Origin of the sequence: Acidovorax sp. CCYZU-2555 (assembly GCF_018413525.1) — a bacterium.
In the GTDB taxonomy this organism is placed as follows: Bacteria; Pseudomonadota; Gammaproteobacteria; order Burkholderiales; family Burkholderiaceae_C; genus Comamonas.
The window spans coordinates 59,071-79,025 of the sequence record NZ_JAHCDD010000015.1 but is presented as its reverse complement, the minus strand read 5'-3'; the positions used below and the strand labels follow the sequence as shown (position 1 = coordinate 79,025).

Sequence of the window (19,955 nt, the reverse complement as noted above, 5' to 3'; positions counted from 1 at the left end):
GCTTCCTGTCAGGAAAGGGACGCGGGCCGGGGGCGCACGCTGATGTCCGAACTGGTCACGGCGCGCAGGCCCTCGGCGGTCTGCACCAGCAGCGCGCCGTCGGGGCCCACGCCCTGGGCCAGGCCGCTCTGGCCGTCGCTCAGGTTCACTTCGCGCTGCAGCAGCAGATCGCGTTCGCTGAACTGCGAGCGCACGGGCGCAAAGCCATGCTGGGCAAAGGCCTGCAAGGCGCGCACCAGCGGCGGCACGATGCGGCCCAGCGCCGTGGGCGCGTCGAGCGCGGCGTCGACTTCACGCAGGCTCGCGGGCGTGGTTGACAGGCCCTGGCCATTGGGTGCGCGCACGTTGAGGCCCACGCCGATCACCACGTAGCGGTCCGCGCCCGTGAGGCCTATGCCGCTCGCGGTTTCTATCAGGATACCGCCCAGCTTGCGATCGCCTTCGAGCCAAAGGTCGTTGGGCCATTTGAGGCCCAGGCGCAGTCGGTCTTCGTGCGCGGTGGGCAACTGCGGCTGCAGGCTCTGGGCCAGGCTCACGCCCACGGCCAGCGACAGGCCAGACCATTCGGCCGGGGCCATGGGCAGGCCCAGCGAAAACGTCAGCGAATCACCGATCTCGCTGACCCATTGCCGACCCAGCCGGCCGCGGCCCGCGGTCTGTTGTTCGGTGACCAGCAGGATGGGCTCGCAGCGGCCGGCGCGCGCGCGGCGCATCAGCTCGGTGTTGGTCGAGTCGACTTCGGGCAGGATCTCGACGGTAAAGCCTTCGAGTAGCGGGCTCACGGCCTGCCAGAGGGCCTCGGCGGGCCAGCGGATGGGGTCGGTAGGCAGGCTCATGCGTTGCGGCCCTTGAGGGGCGTGGACGGTGCGTCCCCGGGCATGGGCGGGCGCCAGCCGCGCTTGGGCGCGAGCAGCGTGCCGCGGCAGTTGGCCGCGCCGCAGTAGCAGGGGTACTCGGCCTTGAGCTTGGCGGTGTAGCGCTCCTCGAGCATCAGGCCGTAGTCGTAGTTCAGTTCCTCGCCCGCAGCGATGTTGCGCAGCGCGGTGATGAAAATGCGGCCGTCGCGCTCGTCGGTGTAGCAGTTGGGGTTGCAGCTGTGGTTGATCCAGCGCGAGGAATTGCCGCCGAAGTTGGCGTCGATCACGCGGTCTTCGTCGACGTGGAAGTAGAACGTGTGATTGGGCTGCAGCGGGTCGTGCGGGTGACGGTCCTGGGCCTGTTGCCAGGAGATGATTTCACCCGTGTATTCAATGAGGACTTCGCCCTCGGCAATATCCTGCACGGCAAAGACCCCCTTGCCGTGAACGCCGGAGCGCCGGGTCTGTATGCGGCGCTGTGCCGATGTAGACGGAGTAGGGGGCTGGGTGCGGGGCATTGGAATCTCTGATACTTTGAATATGCACACATGCGCGTGCGCGTGCACGCGTAGGAATGGATTGTAGAAGCGCTCGCCGACCCTGGAGGGCGGTTGCTTGAAATGACGAGAACACACAATGACAAAAACACTGGTGATTGCCGAGAAGCCTTCCGTGGCGCAGGACATTGTTCGCGCACTGACTCCGATCGCGGGCAAGTTTGAAAAGCACGATGACCATTTCGAGAGCGACACCTATGTGGTGACCAGCGCCGTGGGCCACCTGGTCGAAATCCAGGCGCCCGAAGAGTTCGACGTCAAGCGCGGCAAGTGGAGTTTCGCCAACCTGCCGGTGATTCCGCCCTTCTTCGATCTCAAGCCCGTCGACAAGACCAAGAGCCGCCTGAACGCCGTGGTGCGCCTGGCCAAGCGCAAGGACGTGACCAAACTGATCAACGCCTGTGACGCGGGCCGCGAAGGTGAGCTGATCTTCCGCCTGATCGAGCAATACGCGGGCGGCAACAAGCCGCTGGGCAAGCCCGTGCAGCGCCTGTGGCTGCAGTCGATGACGCCCCAGGCGATTCGCGCGGGCTTCGAGAGCCTGCGCAGCAACGAGCAGATGCAGGGCCTGGCCGACGCCGCGCGCAGCCGCTCCGAGGCCGACTGGCTGGTGGGCATCAACGGCACGCGCGCGATGACGGCGTTCAATTCGCGCGACGGCGGCTTCTTCCTGACCACCGTGGGCCGGGTGCAGACGCCCACGCTGTCGGTGGTCGTCGAGCGCGAGGAAAAGATCCGCAAGTTCGTGAGCCGCGACTACTGGGAAATCCACGGCACGTTCGGCGCCCAGGCCGGTGCCTACCTGGGCAAGTGGTTCAATCCGCAGTGGAAGAAAAACGAAGACCCTGAAATGCGCGCCGACCGCGTCTGGAGCCTGGCCGAAGCCCAGGCCATCGCGCAGGCCGCGCGCGGCAAGCCCGCGGTGGTGACCGAGGAAAGCAAGCCCACGACCCAGGCGTCGCCGCTGCTGTTCGACCTGACCAGCCTGCAGCGCGAAGCCAACGGCAAGTTCGGTTTCTCGGCCAAGACCACGCTGTCTATCGCCCAAAGCCTCTACGAACGCCACAAGGCGCTGACCTACCCGCGTACCGATTCGCGCGCCCTGCCCGAAGACTATCTGCCTGTGGCCCAGCAGACGTTCGAGATGCTCGCCAAGAGCGGCATGCGCCACCTCGAGCCGTTCGCCCAGCAGGCGATCACGAACAACTACGTGCGCCCGACCAAGCGCATTTTCGACAACAGCAAGGTGTCGGATCACTTCGCCATCATCCCGACCACGCAGGCGCCCAGCGGCCTGAGCGAAGCCGAGCAGAAGCTCTATGACCTCGTGGTGCGCCGCTTCATGGCGGTGTTCTTCCCCAGCGCCGAGCACCAGGTCACGACGCGCATCAGCCGCGTCGATGACAACCATTTCAAGACCGAAGGCAAGGTGCTGGTCAAGCCGGGCTGGCTGGCCATCTACGGCAAGGAAGCCGCGCACGAAGTCGAGGACGCGAAGGAAGGCGACAAGGGCCAGAACCTGGTGCCCGTGCAGCCCGGCGAGCAGCCGCTGGCCGAATCGGTGGACCCCAAGGGCCTGAAGACCAAGCCGCCCGCGCGCTACTCGGAAGCGACGCTGCTGGGCGCGATGGAAGGTGCGGGCAAGCAGGTCGAAGACGAGGAACTGCGCTCGGCGATGCAGGAAAAGGGCCTGGGCACGCCAGCCACGCGCGCCGCCATCATCGAAGGTCTGCTGACCGAAAAATACATGCTGCGCGAAGGCCGCGAGCTGATTCCCACGGCCAAGGCCTTCCAGCTGATGACGCTGCTGCGCGGCCTGGGCGTCGAGGAACTGTCGCGCGCCGATCTGACCGGCGAGTGGGAATACAAGCTGTCGCAGATGGAAAAAGGCCAGCTGTCGCGCGAAGCCTTCATGCAGGAAATCGCGTCCATGACCGAGCGCCTGGTGAAGAAGGCCAAGGAATACGACCGCGACACCATTCCCGGTGACTACGCCACACTGTCCACGCCCTGTCCCAACTGTTCGGGCGTGGTCAAGGAAAATTACCGCCGCTACGCCTGCACGGGCGCCGACGGCAAGCAGGCCGGTTGCGGCTTCTCGTTCACCAAGTCGCCCGCGGGCCGCACGTTCGAAACGCACGAAGCCGAAACCCTGTTGCGCGACCGCCGCATAGGCCCGCTGGACGGCTTCCGCTCCAAGGCCGGCTGGCCGTTCGTCGCCGAAGTGGCCATCGTGCATGACGAAGAGAACAGCAACTACAAGCTCGAATTCGATTTCGGCGACGACGCCAATTCCGAAGACACGGGCGAGATCGTCGATTTCACAAGCCAGCAGCCGCTGGGCGCATGCCCCAAGTGCGGCGCGCCGGTGTTCGAGCATGGCAGCAACTATGTCTGCTCCAAGGCCGTGCCCACGCTGGCCCAGGCCGCGCCCAGCTGCGACTTCAAGAGCGGCCAGATCATCCTGCAGCAGCCCATAGAGCGCGAGCAGATGGTCAAGCTGCTGTCCACGGGAAAGACTGATCTGCTCGAGAAGTTCGTTTCCAACCGCACGCGCCGTGCGTTCAAGGCCTTCCTGGTCTGGGACGCGACGGAAGGCAAGGTGAACTTCGAGTTCGAGAAGCGCGATTCGAAGTATCCGGCGCGCAAGACCGCGGGTGCGCCCGCGAAGAAGGCGCCGGCGGCCAAGAAGGTCGCGGCCGCCAAGAAGGCGCCGGCCGCGAAGAAGGTGGCCGCGACCAAGACGGCGGCCGTCAAGGCGCCGCGCAAGGTCGCGTCCAATCTGACGCCCAGCGCCGAGCTGGCGGCGGTGATCGGCGGCGACAAGGTCGCGCGCACCGAAGTCATCAAGAAGGTCTGGGATTACGTCAAGGCCAACAACCTGCAGGACGCGACGAACAAGCGCGCGATCAACGCCGACGCCAGGCTTTTGCCGGTGTTCGGCAAGGACCAGATCACGATGTTCGAGTTGGCCGGCATCGTAGGCAAGCATCTGGCCTGACAGCGCGGGAGTCATCTAAGGTACACACGGCGCAGCGCGCAATGCGCTACGCTGTGGCCCATGGCCCTTACGAACGCTTCCCCGCTTCCGCCCGGCATGCCGGACCGTGTACTGCGCCTCGAAGGCAGCAGCAACTTTCGTGACCTCGGCGGCTACACCACCGCCGACGGCCGCAGCCTGCAATGGCGGCGGCTGTTCCGTTCCGACCATCTGGCGGGGCTCTCCGCCGCCGACCTGCAGGCGCTGGCCGAATTGAACATCGGTCACAGCGTCGACTTTCGCGGTGTCAATGAAATCACGGCGCAAGGCTATGCCTGGCCGCAATTCACGCGCCACGCCTTCATGGTCGAGCCCACGGTGGTGCAACGCACCCAGGAACTGCTCGCGGCCGGCCACCGGATGACGGCGGCCGACACCGTGGGCCTGATGCAGGACACCTACCGCAGCTTCGTGAAAGTCAACTCCGACCGCTTCGCGCGCCTTTTCCAGCTGCTGCTGCAAAGCGAGGCGCCGCTGGTGTTCCACTGCACGGCGGGCAAGGACCGCACGGGCTGGGCCGCGGCCTTGATCCTGCATGCGCTGGGCGTGTCGCGCGAACAGGTGATGGAAGACTATTTGCTGACCAATGCGCATTACCAGCGCCCTCCGGCCACCGTTGCCGGGCGCCTGCCCGAGGAAGTGCTGGAAGTGCTGTGGCGCGTGCAGGAACCGTTTCTCGACGCCGCGATGGACCTGGTCGACCGCGACCATGGCGGCATGGACCGGTATCTGGCCGAAGTGCTGGGCATGGACCGCGCGGCGCGCGCGCAGCTGGCCGCACGCTATCTGGCCTGACGGCGCACATCCCGTTACCTGCTCCCGCCCGCGCCCGTTAGGATCAAGGCTTGCTTGAAGGAGTATTCATGAAGATTTGCATGCGATGGTGCGCCGCCCTGGCGCTGGCCGCGGGGCTTGCGGGCTGCGCGGGCGGCAGCCCGGTGAATGAAGGCGCGAGCAGCGGCAGCGGCATCACGGTGTTTGGCGATATCGATGTGGGTGTGAGTCGGGTGCGCTGAAGGAAGATGTCCGGTTGAATGCCTGGGCTTAGACGGGCGCGCGCCCTAAGATCCTCCGTTCGCCCTGAGCCTGTCGCAGGGCCGGTATTTTGAGCCAAGGCCGTTGTTTATGGCCGCCCTCGAAGGGGCAAGCCGTGAACGTCCCTCACCCCCCATGCTCCGCAATTTCCAGATCCACCGCCTCATGGATCTCCAGTTGCCGCGCCGAAGGCGGTTTGTCCAGCAGGCTCGCGGCGATGATCGCCAGCGTCGCCAAAGCAAATCCCGGCACCATTTCGTAGAGCTTGGCCCATTGGTAGTGTTGCCACACCAGCACCGTCAGCGCGCCGACCACCATGCCCGCGAGCGCGCCGTTGCGCGTCATGCGCGGCCAGACCAGGCTCAGCAGCACCACCGGACCGAACGCCGCGCCGAAACCGGCCCAGGCATAGCTGACCATGCTCAGCACGCGGCTGTTCGGGTCGCGGGCGATCAGTATGGCGACCACGGCCACGGCGAACACCATCGCGCGGCCGAACCAGACCAGCTCGCGCTGGCTCGCATCCTGGCGCAGGAAAGCTTTGTAGAGGTCCTGCGTCAGCGCGCTGGCGCAGACCAGCAGCTGGCATGACAGCGTGCTCATGATGGCGGCGAGCACCGCGGCCAGCAGCATGCCGCTGATCCAGGGGTTGAACAAAATCTTGGCGACTTCGAGGAACACGGTTTCGGCATTGGCGTTCACGTTCGCGGCGAGTTCGGGGCGCTGGCCGAAGAAGGCAATGCCGAAGAAGCCCACGGCGACGGCCCCGCCCAGGCACAGCACCATCCAGGTCATGCCAATGCGCCGCGCCGTGGGAATGGTCTTGACCGATTCGGCGGCCATGAAGCGCACCAGGATGTGCGGCTGGCCGAAATAGCCCAGGCCCCAGGCGAGCAACGAAACGATGGCGATGGTGTCGAGCGAAGCCGCCATGTCGATCGCGGCCGGGCGCGCAGCGGCGATGGCCGCATGGCTGGCCGCCACACCGCCGTCGGCATGGAGGACCATCAGCGGCGCGAGGATCAGCGCGGTGATCATCAGCGAGGCCTGGATGGTGTCGGTCCAGCTCACGGCCAGAAAGCCGCCGATGAAAACATAGGCCATGGTCGCGAACGCGCCTACCCACAGCGCGATCTGGTAATTCATGCCGAACATGCTTTCGAACAGGCGCGCGCCCGCGACCACGCCCGAAGCGCAGTAGATCGTGAAGAACACCAGAATGACCAGCGCCGTGACGATGCGCAGCAGATGGCTGGTGTCCTCGAAGCGGTTGGTGAAGTAGTCGGGCAGCGTCAGCGCATTGCCGGCTTTCTGGGTGTAGACGCGCAGCCGCGCGGCGACAAAGCGCCAGTTGAGCCAGGCGCCCAGGCACAGGCCGATCGCAATCCAGGACGCCGACAGGCCCGACACGAACACCGCGCCGGGCAGGCCCATCAGCAGCCAGCCGCTCATGTCGGAGGCGCCGGCAGACAGCGCCGTGACCACGCTGCCCAGACTGCGCCCGCCAAGGATGTAATCCGACAGGTTGGCCGTGGCGCGGTAGCCGAACCAGCCGACGAGCAGCATCGCCAGCAGATAGACGGCAAAAGTGATGGTGGTGGGCAGATTCGCGGTCATGGCGTAGTCCTTGTCGGTGGGCGTTTTTCCGATTGTGGGAAGCACCCGGCCGGCGGCCATGGCAGTGAACGCCGCGTGCGCATGCCCTCTGCCCAAGCTACGCCTGTCGTGCAATTGGCTGGATGGAGTGCATCGGATGACATTTCCGATTGCTATTCGCTATGGAGTGGCCTAACAAATGCAATCGAGCCGCTTTTGCAGCGTTTGATAATCAAGCATCGGTGTGTGCAAATGAATCTTTGATGTCCGGGCGTACCGCGTGTTCAAGCAGGCGTTACATCCTTTTTCTCAGACCATGCCAGCCAGGTGAGTGCTGGGTCCTTGATCTTCCTTTTCGGGGTGGAACGCTATGGATTCGAAACTGACGATGCCGTCCAGCACGTCGGCAGCCCTGCTGCCCGGCATGCCCCTGGACTCTGCCGCGGCCCTGCCGGAATCAGACATTCTGGTTCCGGCGTCTGCTGCCGAATCTCCGCCCGCCGCGCGCTCGCGCTGGTATTTCCCGGTGCGCGCGAAGTTCACCGTGGCGCTGTTGCTGGGCATTGCCTGGGGCGTCATGGCCCATGTACTGGCCGAGCCCTGGATCGCGGATTTCTCGCGCATCGTCGGCACCGTGCCGGCCTACCTCGCCATCTACGGCATTGCGGTGATTCCGGGCTTCATCAACGCTTTTCTCATCGTGAGTCTGCTGATGGACCGGCGGCCCGAAGTCAGGCCGCATATCGCGCCGCAGCAGCTGCCGGCAATCACCATTCTGGTGGCGGCCTACAACGAGGAACAGAGCATCCTTGCGACGCTCGAAAGCATCGACCGCCAGCACTATCCGGGAGCGTTCTGCGTCATCGTCATCAATGACGGCTCGACCGACGGCACGCTGGCCAAACTGCAGTCGGTGTCCTATCCCTGGCTGCAGGTGCTGCATCTCGAGAAGAACGGGGGCAAGGCCAACGCCTTGAATGCGGCACTCAAGCTGGTGGACACGCCGCTGACGCTGACCGTGGACGGCGACAGCTATCTCTTCAAGGACGCGCTGCTGCACCTCGTGCAGCGGTATGTGAGCGACCCGCCGAACACGCGCGCCGTGGCTGGCGCGGTGCTGGTGCGCAACTCGCGCAGCAACCTCGTCACCAAGGTGCAGGAATGGGATTACTTCCACGGCATCGCGGCGATCAAGCGTCTGCAGAGCATGTACCAGGGCACGCTGGTCGCGCAGGGGGCTTTTTCGGCCTATGACACCGGCGTGCTCAAGGCCATGGGCGGCTGGCCGCATACGGTGGGTGAGGACATCGTCGTCACCTGGGGCATTCTGCGCCAGGGCTGGCGCGTGGGCTTCGCCGAAAACGCCTGTCTGTTCACCAATGCGCCCGACACCTGGCGGCAGTTCATTCGCCAGCGCCAGCGCTGGTCGCGCGGCCTGATCGAAGCGTTCAAGCTGCACTGGCCCATGCTGTTCCAGTGGCGCATGAGCCTGCTGTTCATCTGGTGGAATCTGCTGTTTCCCTATCTGGACCTGGTCTACACCGTGTTCTTCATTCCGGGCCTGGTGCTGGCGCTGTTCGGCATCTACTGGATTGCCGGGCCGATGACGCTGCTGGTGCTGCCCGCGGCCATGTTGCTCAACTATGTGATTTTTCACATTCAGACACGGATGTTTGCCGAGCAGAACCTGCATGTGCGCAGCAACCCCGTGGGCTTTGTCGTCTATGCCCTGCTCTACAGCATCATCCTGCAGCCGGCCTGCGTCTGGGGCTACCTGAGCGAGGTTTTCAGCCGCAACAAGAACTGGGGGACCAAATGAACAAGCGCCTGGCATGGTGGTTGAGCGGTCTCGCCGGCTTGCTGCCGGCGGCGGCGGGCGCGCAGGCGCTGGTCGCCCCGCTGCCCGCGGTCTCGGTGGGCGTGGATGCCAGCGACGATTCCGATGGGTTCACCGAATTCAAGCCCTGGACCCAGTACGAAGCGGCTTCGGGCTGGGGCCTGAAGGCGGGCTGGCAGGACTACCGCATGAAGGGCTGGTCGGCCTCGGGCCGCAGCCTGCTGGTCACGCACCGCAAGCAGACATCGCAATACCAGTGGCAGGCCCAGCTGGGCGCCAACCGCACGGCGGGCCACTCGCTGACCGTGGGCATGCTCGATGCGATGTACCACCTCAGCGACGCGACTTCGATGGGCCTGAGCCTGGAGCGCGACGTCGTCAACTCGCGCCGTGGCCTCGAAAACGGCGTGCACTATGACGCGGCGATGCTGGTGCTCGACCACCAGTTTCATCCTCGCCTGTCGCTGGGCGTGGCCGCGGGCGCGAGCTGGTTTTCCAACGACAACCGGCGCGACCTGCTGCGCACGCGCTGGACTTTCACGCTCGACGAGGACCGCGGCTGGTACGCGTATGCCAAGACGCGCCACTACCGCAACAGCAACCCCTATCGGCCTGAATATTTCTCGCCCGAACGCTTCAACGAAGCTTCGCTGGGTCTGCTGTGGCGCACGGCATTGAACGACAGCGTGGTGCTCAGCGCCAATGTCGACCGCGGGCGCCAATCGATCGACGGGCGCGGCCATGCGGCCTGGAGTGCGGGACTGTTTCTGGCCTCACCGCGGCGCGCGGCCCTGCAGTGGAAAGTCGGCTTCGAGACCAGCCAGGACCATGCATCGGCGCTGCGCGCGTCCGAAGATGGCTATCGGTACACCAGTTTTGTGGCGCAGGTGCGGATACCGTTCTAGCCGGCGCTTACTGCGAATCCGGAGTCCACGGCTGGCCCACGCTGCCGGGCGTCAGCGGCAGCAGTGGCGTGCTTTCCTCTATGGTTTCCGTGGGCATGGGCAGGCCCGTGGCGGGCACGACGGTGATGCGTTCGGCCGGCGCCTCCGGCGCGGGCTCGACGGGAGCGGGTGCGGCGTTGTCGGGCGCGGGCTCGGCGCGCTTGCGCGGCGCGGCGTCGGGCTGCGGCTTGGCCGGAGCCCACCAGCTGTCCCAGCGCGTGCGCAGCGCTTCGCCGAATCCGCTCCACCAGCGGTGTTCCTCGGGCGCGGTGAACTTGGCGCGGCTGTCGATCACGCGTGCGCGCAGCGCGCGCGCGGTCAGGTCGCCGACCATGGGCAGCGCGCTGCGCGCACCCTGGCCCCAATGGTCGTTGCGCAGGCTGATGCGGCCGTCGTTGAAGCCGGCCCAGGCGCCGACCACCAGTTCGGGGTGCATCATGATGAACCAGCCGTCGGCATTGCCTTGCGTGGTGCCGGTCTTGCCCGCGACATCGGCGCGTATGCCGTATTGCTGGCGGATCGCGCGCGCCGTGCCCTTGTCGATCACGCCGCGCAGCATATCGACCAGCGTGAAGCTGAGCTGGCCGTCGAGCGCCTGCTCGGGCGCCGTCGGCGCGAACTCGGCCAGCAGCTCGCCATCGCGGTTCTCGATGCGCGTGACCCACATCGGTTCGAGGTAGCGCCCGCCATTGGCCAGCGTGCCATAGGCGCTGACCATTTCCTTGAGCGTGACCGGGCTGCTGCCCAGGGCCAGCGCGGGCACGGGCTCGAGCGGGCTCTGGCGCACGCCCAGCGCGCGCGCCAGCTGCACCACCTTGTTCACGCCGACTTCCTGCATCAGCGCGGCCGTGATGGTGTTCTTGGAGAACGCCAGCGCGTCGGCCAGCGTCATGTCCTTGCCGCTGGGCGGTCCGGCATCGCTGGGGCGCCAGACTTCGCCGCCGGCGAGGTTGATCTCGACGGCCTGGTCGGGGCGTTTGTCATCGGCGTGCAGGCCCTGCTGCAGCGCTGCGCCATAGACAAAGGGCTTGAAGGTCGAGCCCGGCTGGCGGCGCGCCTGCTGCACATGGTCGAAACCGTCGATCGCGAAGTCGCGGCTGCCGACCCAGGCGCGCACCGCGCCCGTGGTCGGGTCCATCGCCAGCAGGCCGGCTTCGGGCCGGGTCTTCTGCGTGCGCAGCCGGCGCATGAAGGCCTTGTCCTTGAGCAGCGCCTGCAAGGCCTGTTCGGGTTCCAGCGCCGACTTGCGGTATTCGTCCGACTCGCGCACCAGCGTCAGCACCAGCGGGTTGTCGCTGTTCCAGCCGCCGCGCTGGTTCCAGCCTGCGTCGGCAATGCCCTGCAGCGTGCGGCCCTGGCGCGCCACGGCCTGGTTGGCCCAGGACTGCAGTTGCGCGTTGAGCGTGGTGTGCACCACCAGGCCGTCGGTGTAGATGTTGTAGTCGTTCTTGTCGGCCCAGGAAATCAGCCATTTGCGCAGCTGCTGCGCGAAGTGGGGGGCGGGACCGGTGGGTTCTTCCTGGCGTTCGAAGTCGATGCGCAGCGGCCGTTTCTTGAGCTGCTCGAAGGTCGCCGCGTCGAGTTCCTCGCGCTTGACCATCTGCGACAGCACGGTGTTGCGCCGTGCGACCGAGCGTTCGGGGTTGAGCACCGGGTTGTAATAACTCGTGCCCTTGAGCATGCCGACCAGGGTTGCCGACTCGAGCACGTTCAACTGCTTGGCCGATTTGTCGAAATAGGTGCGCGCCGCCATCTCGATGCCGTAGGCGTTGTAGAGAAACGGCACGGTGTTGAGATAGGTCTCGAGGATTTCGTCCTTGGTATAGAGCGCCTCGATCTTGAACGCCGTGATCGCTTCCTTGAGCTTGCGCGTGAGCGTGGGCGCGCGGCCGATTTCGGCGGGATAGAGGTTGCGCGCGAGCTGCTGCGTGATGGTCGAGCCGCCTTGGCGGTCGCCGCCCAGCGTATAGACCAGCGACGACGCCGTGCGCCGCCAGTCGAGCCCATGGTGGTCGTAGAAGCGGTGGTCTTCGGTGGCGATCAGCGCCTTCACCACGGCCGGGGAGATCTGGTCGAGCGCGACCCAGTCGCGGTTGCTGCGCTTGAACACCGCGATTTCCTTGCCGTCCTGGCTCAGGATCTGGGCCGGCTGCTCGAGCCTGGCCTTGCGGATGTCACGGATGCCGGGCGTGAACGGAATCAATATCAGCACATACAGCAGCGCCAGCAGCGGCAGCGCGGCCAGGCCCCAGGCCCACTGTTTGCGCGTGGGCCGGCGCAGCGCTGCCAGGCGCTCGCGGGTCGGCCAGAAGGGCCAGGCTTGCGCATGTTGCCATGCGGCCGCCGCGCGGGCGGGCAGCTTCAAATCATTCACGGAAAAGCGCACAGTGCTGAGCAGGCCAGGCTGCTGGGAATGCAAAGCGCGCAGTGTGGCTGAAAAAAGGGGAAGCTGCTTCAGGGGTGCCGGCTTGCCTCTGGCGGCAGCGTTTTGGCCTTGTGGCGCGTAGCGTTATGCCGGCGCCAGCCAATCCGCGAGTTCTTCGGCGTGGTGTTGTTCCTGCTCCAGGATGGCTTCGATCAGGCGGCGCGTGGTCGGGTCCTTGTCGCCGATCAGGCTGATCATCTGGCTGTAGGTCTCGATGGCCACGCGCTCGGCGATCAGGTTGGCGCGGATCATGGCCTGCAGTTCGCGCGCTGCGTTGTAGCTTGCATGGCTGCGCTGGCTCAGCGTGTCGGGGTTGAAATCGGGTTCGCCGCCGAGCTGCACGATGCGCCGCGCGAGCCAGTCGGCATGCTGGGCTTCGTCGTTCGCATGCACCAGGAACTCGCTGGCGATCGCGGGCGAGGCGAGTCCGACGGCGGTGAAATGGTGGCGCTTGTAGCGCATCACGCAGATCCACTCGGTGGCCAGCGCGTCGTTGAGCAGGGCTATGATTTCCTCGCGCCAGGGGCCGAAGTGCGGGGTCACGGCACCGGCCTGCAAGTCGGCCTTGGCGGCCTCGATGCCGGCCTGGTTCAGCGCCAGGCGCTCGCGCGCTGCCGAGGCGGCGGCCTGACGCGACGGGTTGGCACCGCGAGGTGCCGCGCTGGACGGTTTCATTAAAGGTCTCCCTCCCTGTCGGGCAAGGCTATGACTCCAGATTAAGAGGGGGCGGGCGCGTCGTCTGTGGGAAAAACGCGCATCGCCAACCGTGAAAAAACCGCAATCGAAGCGTGCGGCCGAAAGACCCGACGGCAGCGCCCGGCCCTGGCGCTGCGCGATACTCGAATCCCTGGGGCAAATGTCTTGCCCGCTGTCGGCGCGCCGGCATGGCCCGAGGAGAGTGCGTGAAATCTGCAAGTGACAGTTGGTTCGACGAGGCGTATTACGAGCGCTACTATTTCGACAAGAAAACCAGCGTGGTCGACCCCCAGCACATGGAGCGCCTGGGCAACTTTGTCTGCAGTTACCTCAAATACCTGCGCGTGCCGGTGCGGCGCGTGCTCGACGTCGGCTGCGGCATAGGCCTGTGGCGCGACATCATCGCGCGGCATTTTCCGCAGGCCACGTTCCATGGCGTCGAGTACAGCGCCTACCTGTGCGAGCGCTTCGGCTGGGAGCGCGGCTCGGTGGTCGATTACCGCGCGTCCGAGCCTTTCGATTTCGTCATCTGCCAGGGCGTTCTGCCCTACCTGAGCGCGGCCGACCTCAAGCGCGCGCTGCAGAACTTCGCCAGCTTGAGCCAGGGCGCGTTGTACATCGAGGCCGTGTCGCATGAAGACTGGGAGCGCGACATCCTTGATGAGACGCTGACCGACCCGCGGCTGTTTCGCCACCGGGCCGAGCTGTACCGGCGCGGTCTGTCGCACGGATTCACCGAACTGGGCGGCGGCATCTGGCTGCACCGCGACGCCGAAGTGCCGCTGTTCGAACTCGAGTGCGCGGCGCGCTGATGGCCGAAGACATCACGCCCCACGCGGTGTCGCGCCTGCGCAGCGCGCGTCTGGCGCGCAGCGTCAAGCCGTTCCTGGCGCGCGGCGGACCGCGCGGCGGACCGCGCGGCGAGCGCTGCGCGGGCTGCCGGCTGCGGCCCAGCCATTGCCTGTGCGCGCTGCGTCCAACCCAGCCCACGCGCGCGGGCGTGTGCCTGCTGATGGCCGATATCGAACCGCTCAAGCCCAGCAACACCGGCTGGCTCGTGGCCGATGTGGTGCAGGACACGTTTGCGTTTGGCTGGGCGCGCACCGAAGTCGACCCGGCGCTGCTGGCGCTGCTGGCCGATCCGCAGTGGCAGCCCTATGTGGTGTTTCCAGGGGAGTATGCGGCGCCGGAACGCGTGGTGCATGCCGTGGCGCCGGCGGCCGATGCGGGCCGACGCCCGCTCTACATACTGCTGGATGCGACCTGGCCCGAAGCGCGCAAGATGTTCCGCAAGAGTCCTTATCTCGAGCGCTTTCCGGTGCTGAGCCTGCTGGCCGAACAGGTCTCGCGCTACCAGCTGCGGCGCTCGACGCGCTGCGACCATTTCTGCACCGCCGAAGTCGCGGCGCTGTGTCTGGAGCTGGGCGGCGACACGCGCGCCGCGCAGACGCTCGAAGCCTATTTTGACATGTTCACCCACCATTACCTGCAGGCCAAGCACCAGCTGCCGCCCGACCTCGAAAGCCCTGCGCACCAGGCCTTGCGCGCGCTGGGTGCGCCTGCGACCGCGCGCTGAACGCAGCGCGTTTTCACCCTGCCAAGCGCTCAGGGCGGGCCTTGCGGCACAATCACGCCCCTTGGGGTCGTTGTGCGCTGCGCTGACTCCCGCCACTTTTTATCCCACGCTCCATGACCCAAGATCGCTCCTCCACCCCCGCCAACACGCCTGAGCCCATGTGCACTTCGTGCGAAGGCATCCAGCAAAACTGGCGCCGCGCCAAGGGCCATGTCGAGCTGGCCCAGCATGGCAACCGCAAGGAAGAGCGGGCTTCGGGCCAGGTGACGGTCACGCGTTATCAGTGCGACCGCTGCGGCACGATCTGGGATTACGAGAACGACAAGCAGAACCTGCATGCCGGCTGGTCCGTCGTCAAGCGTTAAGCGCTGAGCGCAACGCATCGGTCTCCATGCCCGTTGCGACTTTTCCAGGGCGCCCGCAGGCGCCCGTGGTTGCCCGGACGGCGGCAACCCCATGTGACGCCACGCGTTGCATCATTTTTCATCCGATACATATTTGCCGGTCTGCACGGCTGCGGCGGGCCCGGTGCCGGCGTTTGCGCCGGCCCGGCCGACCTGCCGCTTCCTACTATTTCTTACATGCGTTGTAGGCTTTTTTCCCTTGAACCCCATTTGGGTTGCTATTAAATTTGCTAGCAAGGTTCTGAGGCAGAACCGTGGTTAGAATGAAAAAACGCTGATCCTATTCAGCCGGCCAAGTGCTCGTTGAGCACTCCAAGGGCTGCAACGCTGTGCCACCGCTAGAGCGGGCCGCAGCATTTGCAGGGCCTGCGCGTGCTGCGCAGATTTCTACCGCTGTTCCCTTCTGTGCCGTTATTTTCTGCACTGGCTCCGATCGACTCGGGCCAGCGCCTGTCGTGCGTGCCTGTGCCGCCCGGCGGCTTGCACGCTCCTCCCATGTGAATGATTCGGGCCAGTCCCGGATGGATGAAAGGTACTTCCGGTTTGGCTTTGCAAGACTTCAAACTGCGCTACAACCCCGCGCTCGACGGTTTACGCGGCGTGGCGATCGTGCTGGTGCTTTTATCCCATGCGCATGTGCCGATGTTCGAGGGCGCCTTCCTGGGCGTCGATCTGTTCTTCGTGCTCAGCGGCTTCCTGATCACTTCGCTGCTGCTGCAGGAATTCCAGGACCACCAGCGCCTGGATTACTGGCGCTTCTATCGGCGCCGCTTCTTCCGGCTGATGCCCGCGCTGCTGCTGTTTCTCGCTGCCTATTGTCTTATCGCGCCGCTGCTCTGGCCCGATCTCGACGACATCCATCAGGATGCGCTGGTTTCCGCGTTATATCTCGCCGATTACGGCATCGCTTTCTTCGACAGCCCCGACACGCTGCTGCACATGTGGTCGCTGTCGGTCGAGGAGCATTTCTACCTCGTCTGGCCGCCGTTGCTGGTGCTGTTGCTGCGCAAGACCCAGGCCGGAAAGCTGTGGCGCTCCATTCTTTTGCTGTGGGTGCTGAGCACAGCCTGGCGCCTGTTCTGGGTGGGCCAGGGACAGCATTTCTACGAGATTTTCTTCCGCTTCGATACCCGGGCTTCGGGCCTGCTGGCCGGCAGTCTGCTGGCGGCGCTGGTGATCGAGAAGCCGAGCTGGATCCAGGCGCTGCAAAAGCGCATGCCGCATGCCATGTGGCTGCCGCTGGCGATTCCGCTGCTGATGCGCCTCGAATGGGACAACCAGGCAGTGATGGTCTGGGGTCTGACGGTCGTCGAATGCGCGGCGCTGGTGCTGCTGGTCGCGGTGCAGCAGCAGCGCGGCATGGTCTACGAGATGTTCCGCGCGCCGGTGCTGGTCTACCTGGGCCGGCTGTCGTACGGCGTCTACCTGTGGCACTACCCGGTGGTGCGCTATCTGCGCGCCGATTACTCGTGGCCCGTGGTCGTGGTCGCGGGCCTGGCGATCTCGGTCGCGCTGTCGGCGCTGTCGTTCTACACGATAGAGCGCTGGGCGATGCGCTGGCGCGACCGGCCCAAGCGCGTTGCCGATGAACGCGCGGGCGTTGCGGCAACGGCGGGCTGAAGGCTCAGAAGCCCGCGCCCGGCTGGGCCAGGTACGCCTGTTCCTCAGGGGTGCTGGGTCGGCCCAGAATCGGGTTGCGGTGCGGAAAGCGGCCGAAACGCGTGATCACATCCTGGTGCTTGAACGCGTAGTCGAGCGTGCCGGCAAAGAAACCGCGCAGTTCGGGCGTGGCCAGTTCGTGCAGCTTGCCGAATGCCGCCACGCTTTGCGCCTGCAGCGGCCCATCTTCGGCATGTTCCAGCGGCAGGTAATAGAAGATGCGTGCCACGCTGGGCACGCCAGGGGCGACATCGTGGCCCGCAAGAATGCCGTCGAGCGCGAGCTGCAAGGCCTGCGTGTCGCCGGCAAAGCTTTTGGGCGTGTCGCGAAACAGGTTGCGTGTGAACTGGTCCAGCAGCAGGATCAGCGCCAGCCGCCCGCGCGCCGATTCGGCCCAGCCATCGAGCGCTCCCGACAGCGCCTCTTCGACCAGTGGTCCAAATTTCACGCCGATCTCGGCATCGGTTTCGGCGGACTTGGTGAACCACAGCGACTGGCGCGCGAGCGCGTCGGCATCGGTGGGCGCGGCGGCACCCAGCCAATAGGTCAGGATCTGGGCAATGCGCGGGTCCTGGCCTGCGGGCAGGGCGGTGGAAGTGGCGTCAGACATGGGCGTTTTTCCGGAAGCGACAGGGACTTCATTGTGCCGGCTCGCTCAGGCCTGAACGCGTAGGCCATGCTCCAAAAAAATGGCACCCATGCCAGGTGCCATTTCAGACCGCAGGTGTGCAGCGATCAGAACGAGTGGGTCACACCCAGGCTCATGCCGTTCGAACGTGCCTTGTTGCCCACGCCCTGGTAGTTGCCCTTCCACTTGGTGGAGTCCATTTCGAGGTACAGCTTGGTACGGCGCGACAGGCTGTAGTCGACAAAGCCGATCAGGCGCGTGAAGCCGTCCTTGTTCAGGCCGGTGCGCTCGCGGTCGACCTTGTAGTAGCCGCCGTTGAAGCTCCACTGGTTGTTGAAGGCGTAGTTGGCGCCGAAGGACAGCACCTTGTTGGTGGTCTGCGTGGTGGTGGTGGTGTCGCCCTGGTTGCGGCCGTAATTGAGCATCAGGCGCAGGCCGCCGGTCTTCCAGGCCGCTCCTATGGTGGCGGCGTCCAGCTCCAGGCCGTTGGCGTCGTGGAACTGCGTGTAGGCGCTGGTCAGCGCCAGGTCGCCGGCCGCGTAGTTCAGGCCCAGACCCTTGGTGTCCTGGCGGGTGCTGGAAATGGCGGACTCCCCGAAGCTGTACATCGCGCGCACGGTCAGGCCGCCGAACGTGCCCGAGTACTTGATCGAGTTGTTGACGCGGTTGGAGGCGGCGTTGGTGTTGGTCGCGCCGTATTCGATGCCCAGGCGGTGGCCGGTCAGGCTGGTCACCTGGATGTTGGGGTTCAGGCCCGCGAAGCGCAGGCCTATGGGGTCGGCGATGCCCGCGGAGTCCGCGACCAGCGTGTTCTGGCGACCGGCGGTCACCGCGCCCCAGTTGCCGGCCAGGCCCAGCACCGCGGCGCGATCGAAGAAGCCCGCGGCCGAGCCGGAGGTGCCTACGTCCACGCCCAGCGTGGATTCGAGATTGAACGTGGCCTTGAGGCCGCCGCCCAGGTCTTCCTGGCCGCGCAGGCCCCAGCGGCTTGTGGGGCCGACACCGCTGTTGACCACAGTGGTGTTGTTCGGCGCGCCGGCGTAGCCCGCGGTCAGGCCGCTTTGCGTGCGCACGGCGGCGTCCAGAATGCCGTAGACCGTGAGGTTGCTTTGGCTCTGGGCCAGGGCGGGCATGGCAGCGCTGAGGGCCACCAGCGCGAGGGCTGAAATCTTGTGCATGTCATGTCTCCTTGATGTAATTTTGGGTAACAGCGAGGCTGGAGTTTGTCGGGGATTTTTGTTCTGAGATAGATGAATTTGGCATAGCTGATATGCCAAGTCCGGCGGGCGGAGTTCTTGGCCTGATCTGAAATCGTTGTGTGACAAAGGCGTTTCATGCAATGCACTGGCTTGATTTTCAGAGGTGGAATCTGTTTCCATTGTGAAAAACTAGGGTTTTCACTTGTGGAAAATTGTCCAATTGCGCTGATGCAAGCCCAATAATGCAGGGCATACGCTATGCTCTTTTGGTATACCTTTGGCGGCGCTTGCGGCCTGGCCCAACATGCCGGCAGGCATGTCTCGGGCCACGGGCTTGTTCAACGATTCAACGGACAGACAGCTATGAAATTCAAGCAATTGCTCGGCGCCCTGGTGGCGACCGCGCTCTTCACGCCTGCGGCTTTTGCGCAGAACTTCCCGACCAAGGCGGTGCGCATCGTCGTGCCGTTCGGCGCGGGCGGCGTGGCCGACGTGACCGCACGCGTCGTGGCCCAGAAGATGGCCGAATCGCTGGGCCAGGCCGTGGTGATCGAGAACAAGCCGGGCGCGGGCGGCATCGTCGCGGGCGACACCGTGGCCAAGGCCGAACCCGACGGCCACACCTTGCTGCTGATGTCCAACGGCACGGCCGTGAGCGAAGGCCTGTTCAAGAGCCTGCCGTTCAAGACGCTGCAGGACTTCGCGCCGGTCTCCACGCTGGGCTACTTCGATCTGGCCGTGGTCACGGCGGCGAACTCGCGCTTCAAGACCTTTGGCGAGCTGCTGGCGTTCGCCAAGGCCAACCCCGGCCAACTGAACCTGGGCTCGATCAATGTGGGCAGCACCCAGCATCTGACCGCTGAAATGTTCAAGTCGGCGGCCGGCGTCGACGTGCAGATCATCCCGTTCAACGGCACGCCCGCCGTGGTCACCGCGCTGCGCGGCGGCCAGATCGATGCGGCCGTGGAAATCGTCGCGCCCGTGCTCACGCAGATCCAGTCGAAGGCGCTGCGCGCGCTGGCCGTGACCAGCGACAAGCGTGCGGCCGTGCTGCCCGACGTGCCCACGACCAAGGAAGCCGGCCTACCCGGCTACGTGGCGCGCAGCTGGAACGGCCTGGCCGCGCCCGCGAAGACGTCGGCGCCTGTTATTGCCCGTCTGAACCAGGTGATCGTCGCCGCGTTGAATTCGCCCGACGTGAAGAAAAAGCTCCACGACCTGAATGTGGACGCCCAGTCCAGCACGCCGCAGGAAGCTTCGGCGCTGCTGGCTTCCGAAGTCAAGCGCTGGGGCGATGTGATCAAGACCGCGAAAATCCCGCCGCAATAAACACCGGCCATACAGCCCGCGCATCCGCCTGGCCCTCTCGGGGGCCAGGCGGATTTTTTGTTACCGCCGCATGGCGGGAACTTTGCGCGTGTTTTCAGCACGAAAAATCATCAACAGTCGCCTATTCCGCGCAGCGGGGGCGCTATCCTTGGCGGTTTTCGTCGCTTTTCTCA

The 19,955-nt window shown here is 65.4% G+C and carries 17 protein-coding genes; 10 read left to right on the top strand and 7 right to left on the bottom strand.

Features of this window, described 5'->3' with window-relative positions:
- Nucleotides 1–8 precede the first annotated feature (8 nt).
- Complete coding sequence (locus tag KHY18_RS07730) at nucleotides 9–836, bottom strand: biotin--[acetyl-CoA-carboxylase] ligase (protein ID WP_213297348.1); 828 nt, start codon at nucleotides 834–836, stop codon at nucleotides 9–11.
- Entirely contained in the window at nucleotides 833–1,375 is a 543-nt protein-coding gene (locus tag KHY18_RS07725) for an SET domain-containing protein (RefSeq protein ID WP_213297340.1), read from the bottom strand. The genes KHY18_RS07730 and KHY18_RS07725 overlap by 4 nt, the downstream gene beginning before the upstream one ends.
- A 118-nt stretch (nucleotides 1,376–1,493) precedes the next feature.
- Here KHY18_RS07725 and KHY18_RS07720 point away from each other — a divergent pair, with 118 nt between their 5' ends.
- The 3 genes from KHY18_RS07720 to KHY18_RS07710 all read left to right on the top strand — a co-directional run bounded on the left by KHY18_RS07720 (nucleotide 1,494) and on the right by KHY18_RS07710 (nucleotide 5,470).
- The gene (locus KHY18_RS07720) at nucleotides 1,494–4,415 is read left to right on the top strand and encodes a DNA topoisomerase III (RefSeq protein WP_213297332.1); all 2,922 of its coding nucleotides are present in this window, start codon (nucleotides 1,494–1,496) and stop codon (nucleotides 4,413–4,415) included.
- A 96-nt stretch (nucleotides 4,416–4,511) separates the two neighbouring features.
- Nucleotides 4,512–5,249 (top strand): tyrosine-protein phosphatase, encoded by a 738-nt coding sequence (locus tag KHY18_RS07715; protein WP_213297330.1) that lies wholly within the window; start codon nucleotides 4,512–4,514, stop codon nucleotides 5,247–5,249.
- Between the two features lie 68 nt (nucleotides 5,250–5,317).
- The gene (locus KHY18_RS07710) at nucleotides 5,318–5,470 is read left to right on the top strand and encodes a hypothetical protein (RefSeq protein ID WP_213297328.1); all 153 of its coding nucleotides are present in this window, start codon (nucleotides 5,318–5,320) and stop codon (nucleotides 5,468–5,470) included.
- 145 nt (nucleotides 5,471–5,615) lie between these two features.
- Here KHY18_RS07710 and putP read toward each other — a convergent pair whose 3' ends face one another.
- Nucleotides 5,616–7,106: a sodium/proline symporter PutP gene (gene putP / locus KHY18_RS07705; RefSeq protein WP_213297325.1), complete on the bottom strand. Its 1,491-nt coding sequence runs from the start codon at nucleotides 7,104–7,106 to the stop codon at nucleotides 5,616–5,618.
- Nucleotides 7,107–7,455: 349 nt separating this feature from the next.
- Between putP and KHY18_RS07700 the strand changes: the two genes are divergently transcribed.
- Nucleotides 7,456–8,904 (top strand): glycosyltransferase family 2 protein, encoded by a 1,449-nt coding sequence (locus KHY18_RS07700; protein ID WP_249728980.1) that lies wholly within the window; start codon nucleotides 7,456–7,458, stop codon nucleotides 8,902–8,904.
- On the top strand, nucleotides 8,901–9,827 hold the full coding sequence (locus KHY18_RS07695) for a hypothetical protein (protein ID WP_213297323.1): 927 nt from the start codon (nucleotides 8,901–8,903) through the stop codon (nucleotides 9,825–9,827). The genes KHY18_RS07700 and KHY18_RS07695 overlap by 4 nt, the downstream gene beginning before the upstream one ends.
- 7 nt (nucleotides 9,828–9,834) lie before the next feature.
- On the opposite strand, the gene KHY18_RS07690 is transcribed toward KHY18_RS07695, so the two are convergent.
- Nucleotides 9,835–12,252: a penicillin-binding protein 1A gene (locus tag KHY18_RS07690; protein ID WP_213297384.1), complete on the bottom strand. Its 2,418-nt coding sequence runs from the start codon at nucleotides 12,250–12,252 to the stop codon at nucleotides 9,835–9,837.
- A 123-nt stretch (nucleotides 12,253–12,375) separates the two neighbouring features.
- Complete coding sequence (locus tag KHY18_RS07685; RefSeq protein WP_213297321.1) at nucleotides 12,376–12,966, bottom strand: ferritin-like domain-containing protein; 591 nt, start codon at nucleotides 12,964–12,966, stop codon at nucleotides 12,376–12,378.
- Between the two features lie 227 nt (nucleotides 12,967–13,193).
- Between KHY18_RS07685 and KHY18_RS07680 the strand changes: the two genes are divergently transcribed.
- The 4 genes from KHY18_RS07680 to KHY18_RS07665 all read left to right on the top strand — a co-directional run bounded on the left by KHY18_RS07680 (nucleotide 13,194) and on the right by KHY18_RS07665 (nucleotide 16,587).
- On the top strand, nucleotides 13,194–13,799 hold the full coding sequence (locus tag KHY18_RS07680; RefSeq protein WP_213297318.1) for a class I SAM-dependent methyltransferase: 606 nt from the start codon (nucleotides 13,194–13,196) through the stop codon (nucleotides 13,797–13,799).
- Nucleotides 13,799–14,563, top strand: coding sequence for a tRNA-uridine aminocarboxypropyltransferase (locus tag KHY18_RS07675; protein ID WP_213297316.1), 765 nt, complete (start codon nucleotides 13,799–13,801; stop codon nucleotides 14,561–14,563). The genes KHY18_RS07680 and KHY18_RS07675 overlap by 1 nt, the downstream gene beginning before the upstream one ends.
- A gap of 113 nt (nucleotides 14,564–14,676) precedes the next feature.
- Nucleotides 14,677–14,928 (top strand): hypothetical protein, encoded by a 252-nt coding sequence (locus tag KHY18_RS07670; RefSeq protein ID WP_213297314.1) that lies wholly within the window; start codon nucleotides 14,677–14,679, stop codon nucleotides 14,926–14,928.
- A gap of 564 nt (nucleotides 14,929–15,492) precedes the next feature.
- On the top strand, nucleotides 15,493–16,587 hold the full coding sequence (locus tag KHY18_RS07665) for an acyltransferase family protein (protein ID WP_502768474.1): 1,095 nt from the start codon (nucleotides 15,493–15,495) through the stop codon (nucleotides 16,585–16,587).
- Nucleotides 16,588–16,591: 4 nt separating this feature from the next.
- Here KHY18_RS07665 and KHY18_RS07660 read toward each other — a convergent pair whose 3' ends face one another.
- Nucleotides 16,592–17,236 carry a DUF924 family protein gene (locus KHY18_RS07660; protein ID WP_213297304.1) on the bottom strand — a complete coding sequence of 215 codons (645 nt, stop codon included), beginning with the start codon at nucleotides 17,234–17,236 and terminating at the stop codon, nucleotides 16,592–16,594.
- A 125-nt stretch (nucleotides 17,237–17,361) separates the two neighbouring features.
- Nucleotides 17,362–18,432 (bottom strand): porin, encoded by a 1,071-nt coding sequence (locus KHY18_RS07655; protein ID WP_213297302.1) that lies wholly within the window; start codon nucleotides 18,430–18,432, stop codon nucleotides 17,362–17,364.
- 384 nt (nucleotides 18,433–18,816) lie between these two features.
- Between KHY18_RS07655 and KHY18_RS07650 the strand changes: the two genes are divergently transcribed.
- Nucleotides 18,817–19,782, top strand: a complete 966-nt coding sequence (locus KHY18_RS07650) for a Bug family tripartite tricarboxylate transporter substrate binding protein (RefSeq protein ID WP_213297292.1) — start codon at nucleotides 18,817–18,819, stop codon at nucleotides 19,780–19,782.
- The last annotated feature ends 173 nt before the right edge of the window (nucleotides 19,783–19,955 follow it).